The 17,381-nt window shown below is 68.6% G+C and carries 14 protein-coding genes and 1 pseudogene; 6 read left to right on the forward strand and 9 right to left on the reverse strand.

Going from position 1 to position 17,381, the window contains the following annotated elements:
• The first annotated feature begins 36 nt into the window (after positions 1 to 36).
• Entirely contained in the window at positions 37 to 2,382 is a 2,346-nt protein-coding gene (locus BTZ20_RS13255; RefSeq protein ID WP_077041692.1) for an ATP-binding protein, read from the forward strand.
• Positions 2,383 to 2,397: 15 nt separating this feature from the next.
• Here the strand turns inward: BTZ20_RS13255 and BTZ20_RS13260 are convergent, their stop codons facing one another.
• The 6 genes and pseudogenes from BTZ20_RS13260 to BTZ20_RS13285 form a co-directional block, all read right to left on the reverse strand.
• Positions 2,398 to 3,390, reverse strand: a complete 993-nt coding sequence (locus BTZ20_RS13260; protein WP_223263329.1) for an AurF N-oxygenase family protein — start codon at positions 3,388 to 3,390, stop codon at positions 2,398 to 2,400.
• Positions 3,387 to 4,261: pseudogene (locus BTZ20_RS13265) on the reverse strand (prephenate dehydrogenase/arogenate dehydrogenase family protein). The gene BTZ20_RS13260 and the pseudogene BTZ20_RS13265 overlap by 4 nt, the downstream one beginning before the upstream one ends.
• 77 nt (positions 4,262 to 4,338) lie before the next feature.
• On the reverse strand, positions 4,339 to 6,423 hold the full coding sequence (gene pabB / locus BTZ20_RS13270) for an aminodeoxychorismate synthase component I (protein WP_077041693.1): 2,085 nt from the start codon (positions 6,421 to 6,423) through the stop codon (positions 4,339 to 4,341).
• Between the two features lie 5 nt (positions 6,424 to 6,428).
• Positions 6,429 to 6,803 carry a chorismate mutase family protein gene (locus BTZ20_RS13275; RefSeq protein WP_077041694.1) on the reverse strand — a complete coding sequence of 125 codons (375 nt, stop codon included), beginning with the start codon at positions 6,801 to 6,803 and terminating at the stop codon, positions 6,429 to 6,431.
• A 227-nt stretch (positions 6,804 to 7,030) separates the two neighbouring features.
• Positions 7,031 to 7,786 (reverse strand): MBL fold metallo-hydrolase, encoded by a 756-nt coding sequence (locus BTZ20_RS13280; RefSeq protein ID WP_077041695.1) that lies wholly within the window; start codon positions 7,784 to 7,786, stop codon positions 7,031 to 7,033.
• A 45-nt stretch (positions 7,787 to 7,831) separates the two neighbouring features.
• A complete protein-coding gene (locus BTZ20_RS13285; RefSeq protein ID WP_077041696.1) occupies positions 7,832 to 9,322 on the reverse strand; it encodes a flavin-containing monooxygenase in 1,491 nt (496 codons plus the stop codon).
• A gap of 105 nt (positions 9,323 to 9,427) precedes the next feature.
• Here BTZ20_RS13285 and BTZ20_RS13290 point away from each other — a divergent pair, with 105 nt between their 5' ends.
• Complete coding sequence (locus BTZ20_RS13290; protein ID WP_077043686.1) at positions 9,428 to 11,476, forward strand: phage holin family protein; 2,049 nt, start codon at positions 9,428 to 9,430, stop codon at positions 11,474 to 11,476.
• Here BTZ20_RS13290 and BTZ20_RS13295 read toward each other — a convergent pair.
• A complete protein-coding gene (locus BTZ20_RS13295) occupies positions 11,473 to 12,375 on the reverse strand; it encodes a LysR family transcriptional regulator (protein ID WP_077041697.1) in 903 nt (300 codons plus the stop codon). The two genes, BTZ20_RS13290 and BTZ20_RS13295, sit on opposite strands and share 4 nt — an antisense overlap.
• A 137-nt stretch (positions 12,376 to 12,512) precedes the next feature.
• Between BTZ20_RS13295 and BTZ20_RS13300 the strand changes: the two genes are divergently transcribed.
• Both BTZ20_RS13300 and BTZ20_RS13305 read left to right on the forward strand, forming a co-directional pair.
• Positions 12,513 to 13,829, forward strand: coding sequence for an NAD(P)/FAD-dependent oxidoreductase (locus tag BTZ20_RS13300; RefSeq protein WP_077043687.1), 1,317 nt, complete (start codon positions 12,513 to 12,515; stop codon positions 13,827 to 13,829).
• Between the two features lie 41 nt (positions 13,830 to 13,870).
• Positions 13,871 to 15,196: an MFS transporter gene (locus BTZ20_RS13305; RefSeq protein ID WP_223263792.1), complete on the forward strand. Its 1,326-nt coding sequence runs from the start codon at positions 13,871 to 13,873 to the stop codon at positions 15,194 to 15,196.
• 23 nt (positions 15,197 to 15,219) lie between these two features.
• Here BTZ20_RS13305 and BTZ20_RS13310 read toward each other — a convergent pair whose 3' ends face one another.
• Complete coding sequence (locus tag BTZ20_RS13310) at positions 15,220 to 15,468, reverse strand: hypothetical protein (RefSeq protein ID WP_077041699.1); 249 nt, start codon at positions 15,466 to 15,468, stop codon at positions 15,220 to 15,222.
• Between the two features lie 577 nt (positions 15,469 to 16,045).
• On the opposite strand from BTZ20_RS13310, the gene BTZ20_RS29445 reads away from it, so the two are divergent.
• Positions 16,046 to 16,387, forward strand: a complete 342-nt coding sequence (locus BTZ20_RS29445) for a transglycosylase family protein (RefSeq protein ID WP_077043688.1) — start codon at positions 16,046 to 16,048, stop codon at positions 16,385 to 16,387.
• Positions 16,388 to 16,471: 84 nt separating this feature from the next.
• Here BTZ20_RS29445 and BTZ20_RS13320 read toward each other — a convergent pair whose 3' ends face one another.
• Entirely contained in the window at positions 16,472 to 16,867 is a 396-nt protein-coding gene (locus tag BTZ20_RS13320; protein ID WP_077041700.1) for a hypothetical protein, read from the reverse strand.
• 185 nt (positions 16,868 to 17,052) lie between these two features.
• Between BTZ20_RS13320 and BTZ20_RS13325 the strand changes: the two genes are divergently transcribed.
• Positions 17,053 to 17,373: a DUF6292 family protein gene (locus BTZ20_RS13325; protein ID WP_077041701.1), complete on the forward strand. Its 321-nt coding sequence runs from the start codon at positions 17,053 to 17,055 to the stop codon at positions 17,371 to 17,373.
• Positions 17,374 to 17,381 lie beyond the last annotated feature (8 nt).

Below are 17,381 nucleotides of genomic sequence, written 5' to 3' on the forward strand. Positions count from 1 at the left end.
TCCTGCGGGTAGCGTGAATTAGATGACGTTCGAAGGATGCCTTCCGTGAGGGACAACGTCGGCAACCTACCGGTGGAGTTGACCAGTTTCATCGGCAGGCGCCGGGAGATAGCCGGGGCGAGGCGGCTGCTGTCCACTTCACGGTTGGTGACATTGACCGGGGTCGGTGGGGTCGGCAAGACCAGGCTGGCTGTGCGGGTTGCCGAAGATCTGCGGCGGTCATTCGCGGACGGGGCCTGGTTGGTCGAACTCGGCGAGCTGCATGATTCCGAGTTGTTGGCGGAGACCGTCGCCGCCGCGCTCGGGCTACCGGATCAGCGGGGACGGTCTTTGTCTGGACTGCTGGTCGATCATCTCGCCACCAGGCAGACGTTGGTGGTGCTGGACAATTGCGAGCACCTGCTGAGTACTGTCGCGGCGTTGGCGGAGACATTGCTGCGGGGGTGTCCGGAGCTGCGGCTCGTGGCCACGAGCCGTGAGGTCCTCGGGGTGGACGGGGAGCAGGAGTTGCGGGTACCGCCGTTGACGGTTCCGGACGCCGACCACCTCCCGCCGCTCGAGGCGCTACCCCGGTACGAGGCGGTTGTACTGTTCGTCGCGCGAGCCGGCGCCGCAGTGCCGGACTTCGCGCTCACCGAAGCCAATTACGGAGCGGTGGCGGCAATCTGCGGCAGGCTGGACGGACTTCCGTTGGCGATCGAGTTGGCGGCGGCGCGGATGCGTGCGATGTCTGCCGAGCAGATCGTGCAGCGTCTGGCCGATCGCTACCAACTGCTGACCGTCGGGTTCCGGGGCGCACCGACACGGCAACAGACGCTGCGGGCGTGCGTGGACTGGAGTTACGAGCTGTGCGGGGCGCGGGAGCAGAGGCTGTGGGCCTGGCTGTCGGTGTTTGCAGGCAGTTTCGAGTTGGATGCGGCCGAGGAAATCTGCCCCGAGGAATTGGTCGCGGGCGATCTACTCGACGGGGTGACCTCCCTCGTGGACAAGTCGGTCCTGATCCGTGAGCAGCTCGAGGGAGTCGTGCGCTTCACCATGCCCGAGACCATCCGCGAGTACGGAAGTGACAAGCTGCGGGAATCCGGCAACTATCCGACGGCCCAGCGACGGCATCTCGCCTGGTATGAGCGGTTGGTGCTGAGGGCGGAGTCCGAGTGGATCAGTGACCACCAGGTGGACTGGATCATCCGACTCAAACGGGAGCAGCCGAACCTGCGGGACGCGCTGACACTCAGCCTGACCGATTCGGTCGCCGATACCGATCCCGGTGTCAGCGCACGGATGGTCAGCGCCTTGTACCTGTTCTGGACGTGCCAAGGCCTGTGGGCGGAAGCCAGGCATTGGTTGGACCGCTCCCTGGCACGCTCCGATACCGAGCAGGCGGCGGAACGGCCGGTCATGCTCTATGACGACAGTGTGCTGGCGGGGATGCAGGGCCAGCTCGACGAGGCGGCGGCCCGCGTGGCGCAATGTCAGACGCTCGCGGAGCAGCGGGGAGATGCGGAGTCAGTCGAAGTCGTCGACTATGTGACCGGATTTCTCTCATTGTTCGGAGGAAACCTGACCGGAGCTGTCGTGTCGCTCCAGTCCGCGGTCACGAGCACCGGTGTGCTGCCAGAAAACGAGACCGGCATGAAAGCGGCGCGGCTGATAAGTGGCCTCCTCGGGCTCGCGGCCGCGAGTGGACTGCTCGGCGACGGGAAGACGGCGGTCGCCTGTTACGAACAGGTGCTCGACATCACCACACCTCGGGGCGAGTCCTACTACCGCGGGTACTCGTTGTGGGCCGTCGGATTGACGGCGCTGCGGTCGGGAGACACCGATCGTGCATCCGCATTGTTGGAGCGGGCGTTGCGTCTGACCCGGCTGGTCAACGACCCGTTCGTGACAGGCTGGAGTATCGAGTCGTTGGCCTGGATCGCGATACGAGAGCGGAGGCCGACGAGTGCCGCCGTTCTGATGGGTGCCGCCAAGACGCTGTCGCGAACGGTGGGCGGCGCCTCGGCAACTCTCCCGCACCTGATCAGCAAGCACGACGAGTGCGAGCAACTCGCCCGGGACGCACTCGGGAAACGGGCCTACGAGAAGGCTTTTCAAGTCGGTGCCGCCATGGGTCTTGACGAATCGGTCGCGTATGCGCTCGGGGACCAGGCCGCCCAAGCCCCGACGAAGCCAGCGGCTTCCGTATTGACCCGGCGCGAAACCGAGGTCGCGAATCTGGTCGCGGCAGGGCTGACGAACAGGGAGATCGCCGCCCGGTTGGTGATCTCACCCCGTACCGCCCAGGGCCACGTCGAACGCACCCTGTCCAAGCTGGGGTTCACCTCGCGAACGCAGATTGCGGCCTGGGTCGCCGAGAACCATCAGGCTCCGCACCTCTGATCGACCCGTAGGTATTCACCATTCGTCGCGAACGTCCTCCGCGACGCCCAAGTGCTCACACAGCCGCCGAATCGCGCTGCAGTCCTGCACCATCGGCTTCCTGTCGCTGTCCGCCGTGACGTCCGCGATGATCGTCCCCGCGCCGGTGACCTGTTCCTGGTCGAGGATGGCCCGCCAGGTGGTGAGGTCGCTCGCGGTGAACGCGTCCACCCCCTCGCGCAGACCCTCGAGCAGGGTGTGCCGGTCATCCGCGTCGAGCGTGTCGTACACCAGCGTCACCAGGTCGCCGGTGATGGAGGAGTGACACTGCTCGTCGCGACGGTGCAGCGCCACGGTCGCCCGGTTCAACGGCTGCACCGCCTCGTCCTCGGTCATCAGGCCCAGGTAGGCGCTGATCGATGTTTCGGCGACCGTGGTGTAGGCGAGGGTCGTCAGCGCCGCGGCCCGCGGATCGGTGTGCATGGCCACGGCCGCGTGGTGGCGGCGGACCGTCTGGGCCGCGGGCAGCGCGTCATCGCGCAACGGCCACCCGCGGTGGCGGCGCGTCGCGGCGCTGGCGTTGAGATGCATCAGGGTGTGGTACTCCTCGTCGACCATCGACTGCAGCGCCGCCGCGCGGTGGCCGTCGCCGAGCCCGGTGCCGAACGCGTCGCGGGAGAGCAACTGGAATCCCGGGTTCACCACGAACTGCTCGATGTCCATCACGTTCTTGTTGTAGGCGATCCACCCCCACGCGCGCAGCCGGTCCTTCTTCGACTCGTCCAGGCAGCGGTAGAGCTCGTGCTCGAGGAACGGGAGCAGTGTCTCGGGGAAGTCGGCCTTGGCCGGGTCGAAGAAGTCGTCCAGCTCGGGTTCGACCCTCCGCACCGTGGCTCGGCGCGGCCAGCTCCTGACCAGGCCGCGGATCACCGCGCTCTCGACCGGATCCGACTCATCGCACCCGGGCAGGGAGGGCGGCGACAGCAGGCCCTCGAACGTCCCGCCGTGCAGCTCGAACGGACCGGTCACGTCTCGATCACCTCCGATCGCACCGAGACATCCTCGGCTGCCAGGTCATGGAAGATCTCCGCACACAGATCCCCGTACCGGCGGGCGCGGTCGCCGAGGGGCCGACACGACGCGGCCACGAGTGCGTCGAAATCGGCCTCGGTGCCGTGCTCGACCACCGACGACAACCGGGTCACCGCCGCAGCCAGCGCGTCACGTGCCCTGCCCGCCAACGGATTCCCGGCCTGGACATCGCGGTACACCGCCGGGTTCCCGAGCCCGATCCGGGCCAGCAACGCCAGCGCCACCGTGTGCGGCGGGGTCGCGGTGGCGGACAGCTCCTCACCCGTCACATCGAGTTCGGTCAGCGCGAGGCCGAAGGCAAGCACCGCGGCATGCGTGAGCGCCTGCGTCGCCGCCACGATCCGGTCGTGCTGATCAGGTGCGAGCCGGACGATCTCGGCCCCCATCCGGACAGGGACCCGAGGAACCGGTCGACCTGGTGGCCTCCGCGATAGGTGACCGCGGCCACCGGCCGGCCGGCCATGCCCAGGTCGGGGGCGAACATCGGGTTGACCCCGACGGCAGGAATGCCCGGCGCGGAGTCCGTGAGCGCACGCGCGAACCGTGTCTTGACCGACAGCGTGTCGACGAGCAGGGTGCCGGGGGAGAGGAGCCCGGGGAGAGCCGGGGCAGCGGCCAGTGCGACCGACTCCGGCACAGCCAGCACCACCAGGTCGGCGGAGCGCAGGGACGCGACGAGCTCCCCGGTCGGGGCCGTCAGGTCCGCGGCCATGGCATCCGCGTCGGTGATGGTGTCCGTGCGCGCCGCGCAGCGGGGATCGACCACCAGTACCCGGACCCCGTCGCCGCGCAGCAACGCAACCAGCATCGCGCCGACCGATCCCGCACCGCCGACGACGGCGGCGGTGCGGAACTGCGACGACGCTCGCGCAGATCCCGTGCCGGTCACGGTCCGGCCTGGTCCTGATGGTCGGTGTTCATGGACAGGCAACGTTTCATGGTGACGGCCTTGACCATCGTCTCCTCGTACTCCTCGTCCGGGTCGGACATCGCCATGATCGCGCCGCCCGCACCGAACGTCACCTCGTCGGCGGTGGCGACCAGCGTCCGGATCACGATGGAGAAGTCGGCGGTGCCGGTGAGCGAGAAGTACCCGATCGCCCCCGAGTAGACCCCGCGCGGGCCGTCCTCGAGCTTGTCGAGGATCTCGAGGGTGCGCACCTTCGGCGCCCCGGTCATCGATCCGCCGGGGAAGGTGGCCCGGATGCAGTCCACCACCGAGACACCCGGCCGCAGGGTGCCGCGGATGGTCGAGACCAGTTGGTGCACGGGCGCGTAGGTCTCGACGTCGAACAGCTTCGGGACGTGCACCGAGCCCGGCACGCAGACACGGGACAGGTCATTGCGGACCAGGTCGACGATCATCAGGTTCTCTGCGCGGTCCTTCTCGGCCTCACCCAGGTCGCGGCGCAGGGCCTCGTCGGTGTCCGGCGAGAACGACCGCCGCCGGGTGCCCTTGATCGGCTTGGACTCGATCACCCGGTCCGCGCCGATCCGGAGAAAGCGTTCGGGCGAGGCACTCAGGACCGAGATCCCCGAGAACTGCAGGAGTGCGTTGTACGGGGTCGGGCTGATCTCGCGCAGGCACGCGTAGCGGTCCAGCGGGTCGATCGGCCCGTCGACGGTTCCGGTGTTGGTCAGGCACACCTCGTACGACTCTCCCGACCGGATCTCGCTGAGGCACTGCTCGATCAGCGCGAGATAGGCATCCCGGCTGTGCCGGAACCGTGGCTCGGGGTCGGCATCGAGATGAACCAGCGGGGGTGGGGTCGGTGACTCGTGGGGGACCACGTCGAACTCCGACAGCAGTGCGGCCGTCTCGGTCAACCAGCGGGCGCCCTCCTGGTCGCCGGAACCGTCGTCGAGCGAGAGTAGATAGCAGCAGTTGGCCTCGTGGTCGAGCACAAGGGCCCTGTCCGCGAAGACGACGGCTGCGTCCGGGTTCGGCGAGGTGTGGACGAGCTGCCCACATGTGTCTGCCTTGAGCTCGTAGCCGAGGTACCCGACGTAGCCGAGGCAGAAACCGAACGGGAGGTCGGGGCGGGGGGCCACCGCGCGAGCGCGCAGCTGCTTGTCCATGTAGTCGAAGAAGGTGGTGTGGACCTCGCGTTCGAGTTTCCCCTGCCGGTGCACCCGCACCGCGGTCTCGGTGACGCTGTAGGTGACGTACTCGGCCAGGGGACCGGAGCAGTCGCCCATGACGGAGAACCGCGAGTCCGGCTCAAGTGCCGCGCTGCCGTCCAGCCAGAAGCTGTTCGGGCCGCGGGCGAACAGCGCCTCGTATACCTCTTTGGGATCGAGGGGCCGGTCGATGCGCACGCTGTCGACGCGGTAGCGGGGTTCGGCAAGCGGCAGCGGCATCGGGCGCGCCGTCGCACGGCGGGTGTGCGCCCGCGGGGTCAGGTCCCGGAAATTGGTCAGCAGCGCGCGGCCGTGGTCGGTGCAGATGGACTCCGGGTGGAACTGGACGCCCCAGAGCGGCCGCTCCTTGTGGCGCACCGCCATCAAGAGGCCGTCGCGCGTGTGGGCCAGCGCCTCGAGCTGATCGTCGAGATCCTGGACGATCAGGGAGTGGTACCGGACCGCACGGAAGGGCGAGGGGATTCCCGCGAACAGTCCTTCCCCCGTGTGATGGACCTCGGAGACGCGCCCGTGCATGGGGATCGGCGCTGGCAGGACCGGGCTGCCGAACAGGTGGCACAGCCCCTGGTGCCCAAGGCACACGCCGAGAACGGGCAGATCGCCCTCGGTGATCGCGGCGGCGCTGATGCCGAAATCCCGATCCCGGTCCGGCCTTCCCGGCCCCGGCGAGATGACGATGTTGTCGTGGTCGGCCAGATCCACCGACGCCCAGTCGACGTCGTTCGACACCACGGTCGGCGGTACGCCGTTCACCTCAGCCAGCAGACTGTAGAGGTTGTAGGTGAAGGAGTCGTAGTTGTCGATGAGGAGCGTTCGCGTCGGCGTCATGGGCGTCAGCCCCCACGTCCAGACGGCCCGCTCGCACCCTCGGGCTCCGATCCGTCCGCGTCGATGATCAGGTCCTCGACCCGGCAGGTCTCACGGATCAGCAGCTCGTAGAGCGAACGAAAGAAGTCCGGGGACAACTCGTGCTCGACCGCATAGGTCTGCGCGCGGTCCTGGACCACTCCGATGCGCTGCGGCTGCATCATCGGTATGGAGTTCCGCCTCTTGAGTCGGGCGATCCGGGTACACACCTCGATGCGTGCGCGGACGTCCTCGAGCAGGTGCCGGTCCACGTCGTCGAGCTCGGTTCGCAACACCTCGAGCTCGCGCTGCGCCGCCGAGAATCCGTTTCCGGCCCCGTGGGAACCATTCGACGTGTCCATCCGCCGCCGCCTTAGCAATCTGGGCTGACCTGCACCGACACCGGTCGATACACACCAGCCGAGGTCCGTCAGCCTCGAGCAGAACTCCGGGTAGAGAATCTTCCAATCTTCTCACGGGGGAATGCGCCCTAGCCACCCTTTTCATCGAATCCTCGACCCCGACGTTACCCAGTTCCGGTCTGCGCCGCGGCCGATGCGATCTCTCTTGGGTTGCTTTTGCCGTCGCCTCAGCTCGACTCGCCAGGACGCAGTTCGGTGGCGGTGAGACCCGCCTCCGACATCCGGCGGACGAACTCGGCGCCGGGCCCGTAGAAGCGATCGGGGCGCACGGAATCGAACCCCATCGGCCAGAGCGTGCCGAAGTGCACAGGGATCGCGGTGCGGGCGCCGACAGCGGCCGCCGCGCGGACGGCCGCCGCCGGGTCGAGGTGCCCAGGTCCGAGACTCGGCCCCCACCCGCCGACCGGGATGAGCGCCACATCGCACTCGGGGATCCAGTCCGACATCGACCCGTACAGCGCGGTGTCCCCGGCGAAATACGTACGCCCTTCGCCCTCGATCACGTAACCGAGCGCCCGCACCCGGTGCGGCCCGCGGGGCCAGCGTCGACCGTCGTGTTCGGCAGGGACGGCGCGAACCAGCACCCCGCCGATCCGAACCTCGTCGCCGGGACTCACCTCGATCAACCGATCGCCGAACGCCCGGAGCCCCGAAACCTGGCCGACCGCACCGGTGGGAACGAGGATCGGGACGTCGCCGCCGATCAGCCTCAGCGAGGGCAGATGCGTGTGGTCCGCGTGCAGGTGGGACAGCACCACCGCGTCCGGGCGCAGCGGAGTGTCGAGAGGGTTGGGCCCGCGCCTGCGCCGCAGGTGTGCGACCCGGTCGGTGAGGATCGGATCGGTGAGGATGGTGGTCCCGCGGTCCGTGATCGAGACGGTGGCGTGCCCGTGCCATCGGGCCCGCGGTGTTCGATCAGACATGGCACCCACGATCCCAGACGAGCCGACCCGCCGCCCGGCGAGTGATCAGCCCACGACGTCCGCGCGACGGGCCCCCGCCGCGTCGGTCCGGACGAATTCCATCGCGTCGTCGACGGATCCGAACTTCAGCATCGCGATGTCGAGGGCATAGTTCTGGTAGAGCCGCCACGGCTTCTTCGATCCCTGTTTCGGGAACTCGTGGATCGAGCGCTGCACGTACCCGGACGAGAAGTCGATGATCGGCATCGTGGTGATGGACGGATCGACGTTGCGGGGCGTGCACTGCCGGTAACCGTTGGCAGCCATGTGATTGAGTAGCCGGCACACGTATTCGCATGTCAGGTCGCACTTGAGGGTCCACGACGCATTGGTGTAGCCGATGCAGCTGGCGAAATTGGGAACGTCGCTCAGCATCATCCCCTTGTAGCTCAGTGCCTTTGCGGCATCGACGGGGGCGCCGTCCACGCTCAGTTCGACGCCGCCGCCGACGATCAGCTTCAGCCCGGTGGCCGTCACGATGATGTCGGCCGCGAGCTCCGTCCCCGACGCGAGGCTGATTCCCCGCTCGGTGAACGTCTCGATCCGATCGGTGACGATGTCCGCCCGGCCGTGCCGGATCGCCCTGAACAGATCGCCGTGCGGCACGAAGCACATGCGCTGATCCCACGGGTCGTAGCGAGGCGTGAAGTGGGCGTCCACGTCGAACCCGGCGGGCAGTTGCGCCTGGACCTGCCTGCGGAGCAGCCGCTTGACGACCCCGGGCGCCCGTCGGCTCATCGTGAAGAAGAGCATGAAGCGCAGCACGTTCTTCCAGCGGACGATGCCGTAGGCGAGCTTCGACGGCAGGACCGCGCGCAACCGGTTCGCCATCACGTCCTCGTCCGGAACGGACAGGACATAGCTGGGCGAACGCTGCAGCATCGTGACGTGGGCGGCGGACTCCGCGATCGCCGGGACCAGCGTCACCGCGGTCGCGCCACTGCCGATCACGACCACGCGTTTACCCGCCCAGTCGATGTCGTCGGGCCAGTGCTGCGGGTGCACGACCCGGCCCGCGAACCGGTCGACCCCCGCGAACTCGGGGGTGTAGCCCTCCCGGTAGTCGTAGTAGCCGCTGCACATGAACAAGAAGTTGCACGTGAAGCGCACGATCTCGGCGGTGGGGCCGCGCTGCGCCTCGACCGTCCACCTCGCGTCCTCGCTGGACCATTCCGCGCGGGTCACCCGATGGTCGAACCGGATCTTCCTGTCGATGCCCTGCTCCCGCGCGGTGGCGCGGACATAGCTTAGGATCGACGGGCCGTCGGCGATGGACTTCGCGTCCGTCCACGGCCGGAACGAGTACCCGAGGGTGTACATGTCGGAGTCCGAGCGAACACCGGGATACCGGAACAGGTCCCAGGTCCCGCCGATCGCGCCGCGCGCCTCGAGGATCGCGTACGTCTTGTCCGGGCATCTCGCCTGCAGGTGATACCCGGCCCCGATCCCGGACAGGCCGGCACCGACTATCAGGACGTCGAAATGGTCGATCGCCATGGTTGCCACCGCCGTCGTGGGGAGAGTTCCACCTCGAACCTAGCACCGCGCCACACTGCATTCCGGGCCGTTGGCCACCTACGATCCAGGTGGATGGAGGTGTGCATGCGCACTCTGGGATCGGCGGCCCGTACCGTCACCGAGTTCCTCGTGCTGTGGCTGATATCGGCCGCTGCGCTGATGGTGATCGACGCGGTGCTACCCGGCGTCGAGCTGGCCAGTACCGGTGCCCCCGGTCCGCTCGGATCGGCTCCGAGCGCGCTCGCATTGGCCCTGGTGTTCGGCCTGCTCAGCACGGTGCTCTGGCCGCTGCTGCTGAGGGCCATGCTGTGGGTCGGACCGGCGCTGCTGTTCCTGTTCGCCTTCGTCGGCAGCGGCCTGATCATGCTGCTGTCCGTGCGCATCCTGCCGCTCGCAACGGCGGAGAGCGCGACCGACATCATCATTCTCGCGTTGCTGTTGTCGCTGGTGAGCTCGGCCGTGTCCGGCGCGATAGCCTCGCGGCGCGACGACACCTACCGCATGATGCTGGTGCGTCGACAGCGGTTTCGATTGCGCCGCAAGAAGTCACCCGACGGCGGCTCGGATCGTCCGGGGCTGCTGTGCATCCAGATCGACGGGCTGGGATACAAGGTGTTGCAGCGTGCGATGCGATCGGGGGTGGTCCCCACCCTGGCCGCGATGGTCCACGACGAGTCCCACCGCCTGATGCCATGGCACACCGACTGGAGCAGCCAGACCGGTGCCAGCCAGCTGGGGATCCTGCACGGCAGCAACCACAACGTGCCTGCCTTCCGGTGGTACGACAAGGCCACGAAGAGGATTGCGGTGTTCAGCAATCCGAGCGACAACGCCGAACGCGAGCGTGAACGCGACTCGATACCGGGACTGCTCGCCGACGGGGGAGCGAGCCGCGGCAATCTGTTCTCCGGCGGCGCCGAGGACAACGTCCTGGTGGTCAGCAGGATGAAGGGCGCCCGGATGGGAGGCGGCGGCACCGGATATGCGGACTACTTCATCGATCCGGCGAGCGCGGTCCGTACCTTCATCAGACTTGTCGCCGAGGTGTTGCGCGAGATCCGCCAGGCTTGGCACCAGCGCAGACGGGACATCCGGCCCCGGGTGCGCCGCGGCGGGATCTACCCGCTGGTGCGGGCCTTCACGACCGTCGTCGAGACCGACGTCGTGGTGGCCGCGGTCATCGGCGACATCATCAAAGGCCGCAACGTGATCTACGTCGACCTCGTCGGCTACGACGAGGTCTCACACCATTCCGGGGTCGAGCGGCCGGAGACCCTCGCGGTGCTGCGCAAGCTCGACGCGGAGATCGGCATGATCGCCTCCGTCGCGGCACAGGCCGACCGCCCGTACAACATCGTCGTCCTCTCCGATCACGGCCAGAGCCAGGGCGAGACGTTCACCGGCCGCTTCGGCGAGACCCTCGAGGCCCTTGTCCTGCGCGAGTGCGAGGCGGGTCGGCCGCAACCCCAGCACGGTCGGTGGCTGCACCACGACAAGGACGTCCCGGACGTCGGCGCGCAGGGCCGAGGCGCCGAGGGCCTCGGGTACGCGGCCGCGAGCTTGCGGGCCACTCCGCCGCCGGACCGGGTCACCGCGCCGCCCGAGCGGCCGGTGGTGCTCGCGTCGGGGAACGTCGGACTGGTGAGTTTCCCGCTCGCCGCCGGTCGCGCGACGATGCGCTGGATCACCGAGCACCATCCGTCCCTCTTGCCCGCCCTCACCACTCATCCCGGGGTGGGGTTCGTCCTCGTGGCCCGCGAGGGCAAGGGATCGATCGTGCTGGGCGCGCACGGCAGCGTGGAGGTGGACACCGGATTCGTCGCGGGCCAGGATCCGTTGGCGGACTTCGGCCCCGGCACCCTCGAACGGATCCGCAGGACCGACGGCTTCGACAACGTCGCCGACATCATGATCAACGGCCGGTACTGGCCGGACACCGGCGAGATCGCGGCGTTCGAGGAACAGGTCGGCTCGCACGGGGGCCTCGGTGGTCCGCAGACCCGTCCGTTCCTGCTCTATCCCGCACACCTGCCCGAGCCACCCGACGAGCTGCACGGTGCGGAGCAGGTGCACCAGGTGTTGAGCGGCTGGCGCGACCTCGCGGCGGCCGAGGCGCGCGCCGGCCTCGGCTAATCCTCGGCCGGACCCATCGAGGCGCCGTCCATCGACTGGCGGAGCGCGTGCATGACACTGGCCAGTGCGGGCGAGTCCGCGCCGCCGGTACGCACCACCCCGCACACCGGTATCCGGAGCCGGTTGTTGGCCTCGCGCATGAAGCAGAGCCCGGTTCGGGGTGTCTCGGCCGCCGTGCTCGCGTACAGCACGGTCCACGCCCGCGGGTTGGTGATGACCTCGAGGGTCGCCGCGTGGTCGCTGGCGATCGACGGCCCGAGCGAGACGCGGCGCCCGATCTCACGGAAGGCATCCTCGACCACGGTGTGCAGCAGCACCTGGCTGCTGCGCGGCGGGAGGAGCAACTGATACGGGGCGAGCTCGCCCAACTCGACCGTCGAGAACGCGGACAGCGGGTGTCGGCGCGAGGTCACGATCACCAGGTCGTCGACACCGAGCCGCACCGTCTCCAGGCCCGGCCGATCCGCCCGCCCGCGGATCAACGCGATGTCGGCGTCGCCCGACGCGACCGCGTCGATACGCTCGGTGAAGCTCTTGATCACGAACTCGATGTCCACGTCCGGATGCGACTCCCGCACCCGGGCGATCGCGTCGAGGCTCTGCGCCGCGAAGCTCATGTTCGCGGTGATCCGGATCCGGTTCCTCGGTTCGCGCACGACGGAGTACGCCTTGGTCTCCAGGCTCAGTACCTGCTGGGCGATGGGGATCAGGCGGGACCCGGCCGGGGTCAGCCGCACCACCCGCGTCGACCGCTCGAACAACGGTGCGCCGAGCTCCTGCTCGAGCCGGGTGACCTGGTGGCTGACGGCAGATTGCGAGATGAAGCACCGTTTCGCGGCCCGGCTGAAGCTCAGCTCCTCGCTGACGGCCAGGAAGTAGCGCAGCTGCCGAAAGTCCATGCTCACATTCTATTCATTAGCAATCCAGATAAGAGAATTCTGGATACCCGGAGCTAGCTGGCGAAACACCGGAATGCATCCCTACGGTGTAACTCATACATCAGATCGAGCTGGAGGTTGTCGTGGTCGACGCAGGGATGGACCGGACCGAGGTCGTCATCGTGGGCTCGGGGTTCGGCGCGCTCGCGGCGGCGAAGAAGCTGGCGAAGGCCGGTACGCCGTTCGTCCTCATTTCCGAGACCACCGAGCACCTATTCCAGCCGCTGCTCTACCAGGTGGCGACCGGCGTGCTCTCGGCAGGCGAGATCGCACCCTCGATCCGCGCGATCCTCGCGAAGTACCCGAACGCCGACGTCCGGCTCGGCCGGGTCGTGGACGTGCACGCCGACGCGAAGGAACTCGTCTACGAGGCCGCGGGCGAGCGGCACACCCTCGGCTACAACTTCCTCATCGCCGCCACCGGTGCGCGCCAGTCGTACTTCGGCCGCGACGAGTTCGCCAAGGTCACCTACGCGCTCAAGACCGTCAACGACGCGAAGCGGCTGCGCGACCAGATCGTGCGCTGCTTCGAAGAGGCGCACACCACCACCGACCCGGAGCGCGCCAAGAACCTGCTCAGCTTCATCGTGATCGGCGCGGGCGCGACCGGCGTCGAACTCGCCGGTCAGATCAAGGAGCTCGCCGGCCGCTACTTCGAGCAGTCGATCCGCGGCATCACCGCCGACGACGTCACCGTCACCCTTGTCGAGGGCGCCGGTGTCGCGATGCCCGCGTACGGCGGCAAGCTCAGCGAGTACACGAAGGCCTCGCTGGAGAAGTCGGGCGTCGAGGTGGTGCTGAACACGCTGGTCACCGACATCGACGAGCACGGCGCCACCTTCAAGGCGCACGGCAGCGAGGCCGGGGTGCGGCGCACCGCCGAGACCATCGTCTGGTCGGCGGGCGTGCAGGCCAACGACTTCGCGAGCGTGCTCGCCGAGCGCACCGGCTGCGACACGGACCGGGCGGGCCGGCTGCTGGTGAACCCGGACCTGACGGTCGGCGGCCGCGCGGACATCTTCGCCGTCGGCGACATGACCTCGCTGAACAACCTGCCGGGTCAGTCCCCGGTGGCGATGCAGGGTGGACGCCACGTCGCCAAGACCGTGCTCGGCAAGACCCCGCGCGGCACCGCCTTCAAGTTCCGCGACAAGGGCTCGATGGCGATCATCAACCGCTTCCGTGCGGTGACGAAGGTGAAGAGCATCGAGCTCACCGGGTTCATCGCCTGGGTGCTGTGGTTGGCCGTGCACATGGTCTACCTGGTCGGGTTCCGCAACCGCTACATCGCGGTGATGTCGTGGTTCGGCTCGTTCCTCGGCCACCGTCGCCCGCACTTCCACTATGCACAGGAGCCGTCTCCGGTGGGAACAGTCGACGCCGACACCGACGACGAGGTGCCGGTCGCCGCCTAACAGGGGTGTGACCGTCGGGGTCGGACGCGCGGCGCAATAGGCTGAGTACGCCCGCGCGTCCCGACCCCCGAAAGACACTGATGGACACCACCTCTCCCGCCCTCGTCGGCGATCTCCGGGCGAGCACACAGCGCCGCACGCTGATCGTGGTGGTGACCTCGCAGATCCTCGGCGGCGCCGGACTGGCAGCGGGCGTCACCGTCGGCGCGCTGCTCACCAAGGAGATGCTCGGGTCGAGCCGATACGCCGGGCTGTCCTCGGCCCTGTTCACCCTCGGGTCCGCGGCCGCGGCGCTCCTCGTCGGGCGGGTCTCGCACCGCCTCGGCCGCCGGACCGGGCTCAGCATCGGATACCTCGCAGGCGCGGCAGGCGGTGCCGGGGTGGTGCTCGCCGCGGTCATGGACAGCCTCCCACTGCTGTTCCTGTCCATGTTCGTCTACGGATCCGGGACCGCGACCAACCTCCAGGCCCGGTACGCGGGAACCGACCTGGCCGAGGCCTCGCATCGGGGCCGGGCGGTCAGCACGATCATGGTCGCGACGACCTTCGGCGCGGTGGCGGGGCCGAACCTGGTGGAGGTCATGGGCGACCTCGCGGACGGATGGGGCATCCCGGTGCTTGCGGGCCCGTTCATCCTGTCCTCGGCCGCATTCGCCGCCGCCGGCATGTTCCTCTGGGCGTTCCTGCGGCCCGATCCGCTGCGCGTCGCGCGACAGCTGCAGTCCGAACCGGTCGTCGCGGGCGGGGAAGTACCGCCTGAGCCCGACAGGGAGGCGCAGCGCCGGGGCATCCTCGTCGGTGCCACCGTGATGGTGGTGACGCAGATCGTCATGGTCGCGATCATGACCATGACCCCGATCCACATGATGGATCACGGACACGGCCTCGGACAGACCGGGATGGTCATCGCAATCCACGTCGCGGCCATGTTCCTGCCGTCGCCGCTGACCGGCTTGCTCGCCGACCGGTACGGACGGATCCCGGTCGTGGTCGCGGCCGGTGTCACACTGCTCGCGGCGGGCATCCTCGCGGCCCTCGCACCAGCCGATTCCGTGGTGCTGCTCTCCGTCGCGCTGGGTCTGCTCGGGCTCGGCTGGAACTTCGGGCTGATCAGCGGCACCGCCATTCTCACCGACTCGACCCCGCTCGCGACGCGGGCACGCACCCAGGGGTCGGTCGACCTGTGCATCGCGCTCGCCGGCGCAGGCGGCGGCATCGTCAGCGGGATGGTGGTTGCATCGAGCAGCTTCGCGGCCCTCTCGCTCGGCGGCGGGCTGATCGCGCTGGCGCTGATCCCCGTCCTCGCACTGAATCGCAGCAAGGCGCAGGCGACACCCGAACCCGCTCGGGCCGGCACCACGTCGTGACCCCGGACTGACCGCAGACGCTCTCAGGGCATCCGCAGGCGGGGCACCGGCGGGACCCAGTCGGGGTCGCGGGTCGTGTCCGCGAGCTCGTCGATCAGATGGGTGGACCAGGCCAGGAGCCCCGTGATGTCGAGCGCGTGCGGTGGCCGGTCCTCATACGCCCCGACCAGGTCTCGCCCCCGCCGCAGCCGGGCCGCCGCCACAAGGGATTCACCCCGCAGCGCCCGCTCCAGGCCGTCCGCCAGCTGCCACAGGCCCTGCCAGAGTTCCAACTCCCCGGGGGCGCGAGCGCCGATTCGGCCTCCAGCAGGTCCCGCGCCCGCGCGGGATCGCCGTGATCCATCAGTCGCTGCGATTCGGTGATCGCGGCGCCGAGGTCGAGCTGCGGCCCCCAGGAAACGTCGGCCATGTACCGAATCTAACCCCTCCGGCACGCGGCGACCAGGGTCCACGGCGGTCCTCACATACGTGACCGAGAGTGTCACGAATGGGTGTGACGCAACCCGACAGGCGGGACAATGCGAGTGACCTTCGTCACATTCAGGTAACGAAATGGATACGTTTCGAGATGTTTAGATCTCGGTCGTGACCTGCGGGGGAGGCGCCAACTGCCCTCGGATCTGGACGGGCGTCCGTGCGTCGGGCCTGTCAAGCGAGGGGTGCGAGGCCCCCGAACTGCGGCTACCGTCGCTTCCGGTTCACAAACGAGAACCACCACCGGCTCGCCTACCTTCGCGAACTGCCCAGCGGGATCCGGTCCAACGCAACACATCAGGGCAGTGACGAGGCCAACATCGCCGCGGGGCAAGACCCCGCCGCCCGCCTCGGATGCAGGAGAGGACCCACCACATGTCGATCAACCATGCACGCCGCACTGCCACCAAGACCCTCGGCTGGATCGCCGCGACCGGCGCCCTCGTCGCCATCCCGCTGGGACTGGCCGGCGGCACCGCCAACGCGGCAGGTCACAATTGGGACGCGGTCGCCGAGTGCGAGAGCAGCGGCAACTGGGGCATCGATTCGGGCAACGGATTCTCCGGCGGCCTGCAGTTCACCCCGAGCACCTGGGCCGCCTACGGTGGCCAGGGCCATGCCGCGGATGCCTCCCGCGAGGAGCAGATCCGCGTCGGCGAGAACGTGCTCGCGGGCCAGGGCCCGGGCGCATGGCCCGTGTGCGGCCAGTACCTCTGATCCAACCGTGGTTGCCGCTCGGGATCTCCGGGCGGTAACCGCAGCGGGCGGCCCCTGCGCCCTGGGCGTGTGAGTCCTACACGCTCAGGCTCGGGGCTCCCGGTCCGGCGGCGCGATCCGCTGCGTGGCATCGGGGTCGATGTCGTCGGCCTTTTCGAATTGCCCGTCGAGTTCCTCGCGCGACTTCGCTGCGTCTGCCGCCCGGGCTCGAGCGCGTTCCTGCAATCGCTCGGCTTCGGCCCTCTTCGCGTCGGCTTCCGCCTCGGCCATGCGTGCACGTGCGGCAGTCTCGTCCGCGAGCGCCTCCTCTTGACCGACCTCGTGAGACTGTTCGGTGGCCCGCTCACGAATGTCCTGCGCCTCGGCGCGCTGATGCCGTGCCCGCGCATTCCTCGCGAACCAGACCGCCACGGCCACGAGCAACACGATCGCCGCGATCACGACGATCACGACGATCCAGATTACGACGTCCCTGTCCATGTCGACGTGCCTCCTCGTACCGGGTCCGCCCTCGATCCCAGGATTGCCCGCCGCGGCCCCGCTCAAACACTTCGGACGGCAACGCGGCGGTCCGGATCCGGATCGGTTTCGGGATCCGCCTGGAGGGGAACACCCGTTCCATGAGCAGGCGGAGACTACGAGCGCATGACAGCGCGGATTTCGACGTGAGCACCGAACCCGGGTTCCGGCGCTACGTCGAGGCGATCTCCGCCGCGGTCGGGGCGGATCACGAGCATGTCCACTTCGCGTTCTGCACGGAAGGACCGGAGTCGGAGGCCTACATACCGTTGCCTCGTCAGCGGGACGTCTTCCCTGTGCGGGAGGCCGCGCTGCTCTGGGTGCCATCCGGCGGATGGCAGCTCGCAGTCGAGACCTCCTCGACCGAGGACATGATCATCCTCGGGAGCACGACAGGAACCCCGGTTCCCCAGCCGAGTGCGGTGCGGGCGCTGTGCGAGGACTATCTGCACCCGAGCCCTCGGTAACCGACGAG

Origin of the sequence: Rhodococcus sp. MTM3W5.2 (assembly GCF_001984015.1) — a bacterium.
Lineage (GTDB): Bacteria > Actinomycetota > Actinomycetes > Mycobacteriales > Mycobacteriaceae > Rhodococcus_G > Rhodococcus_G oryzae.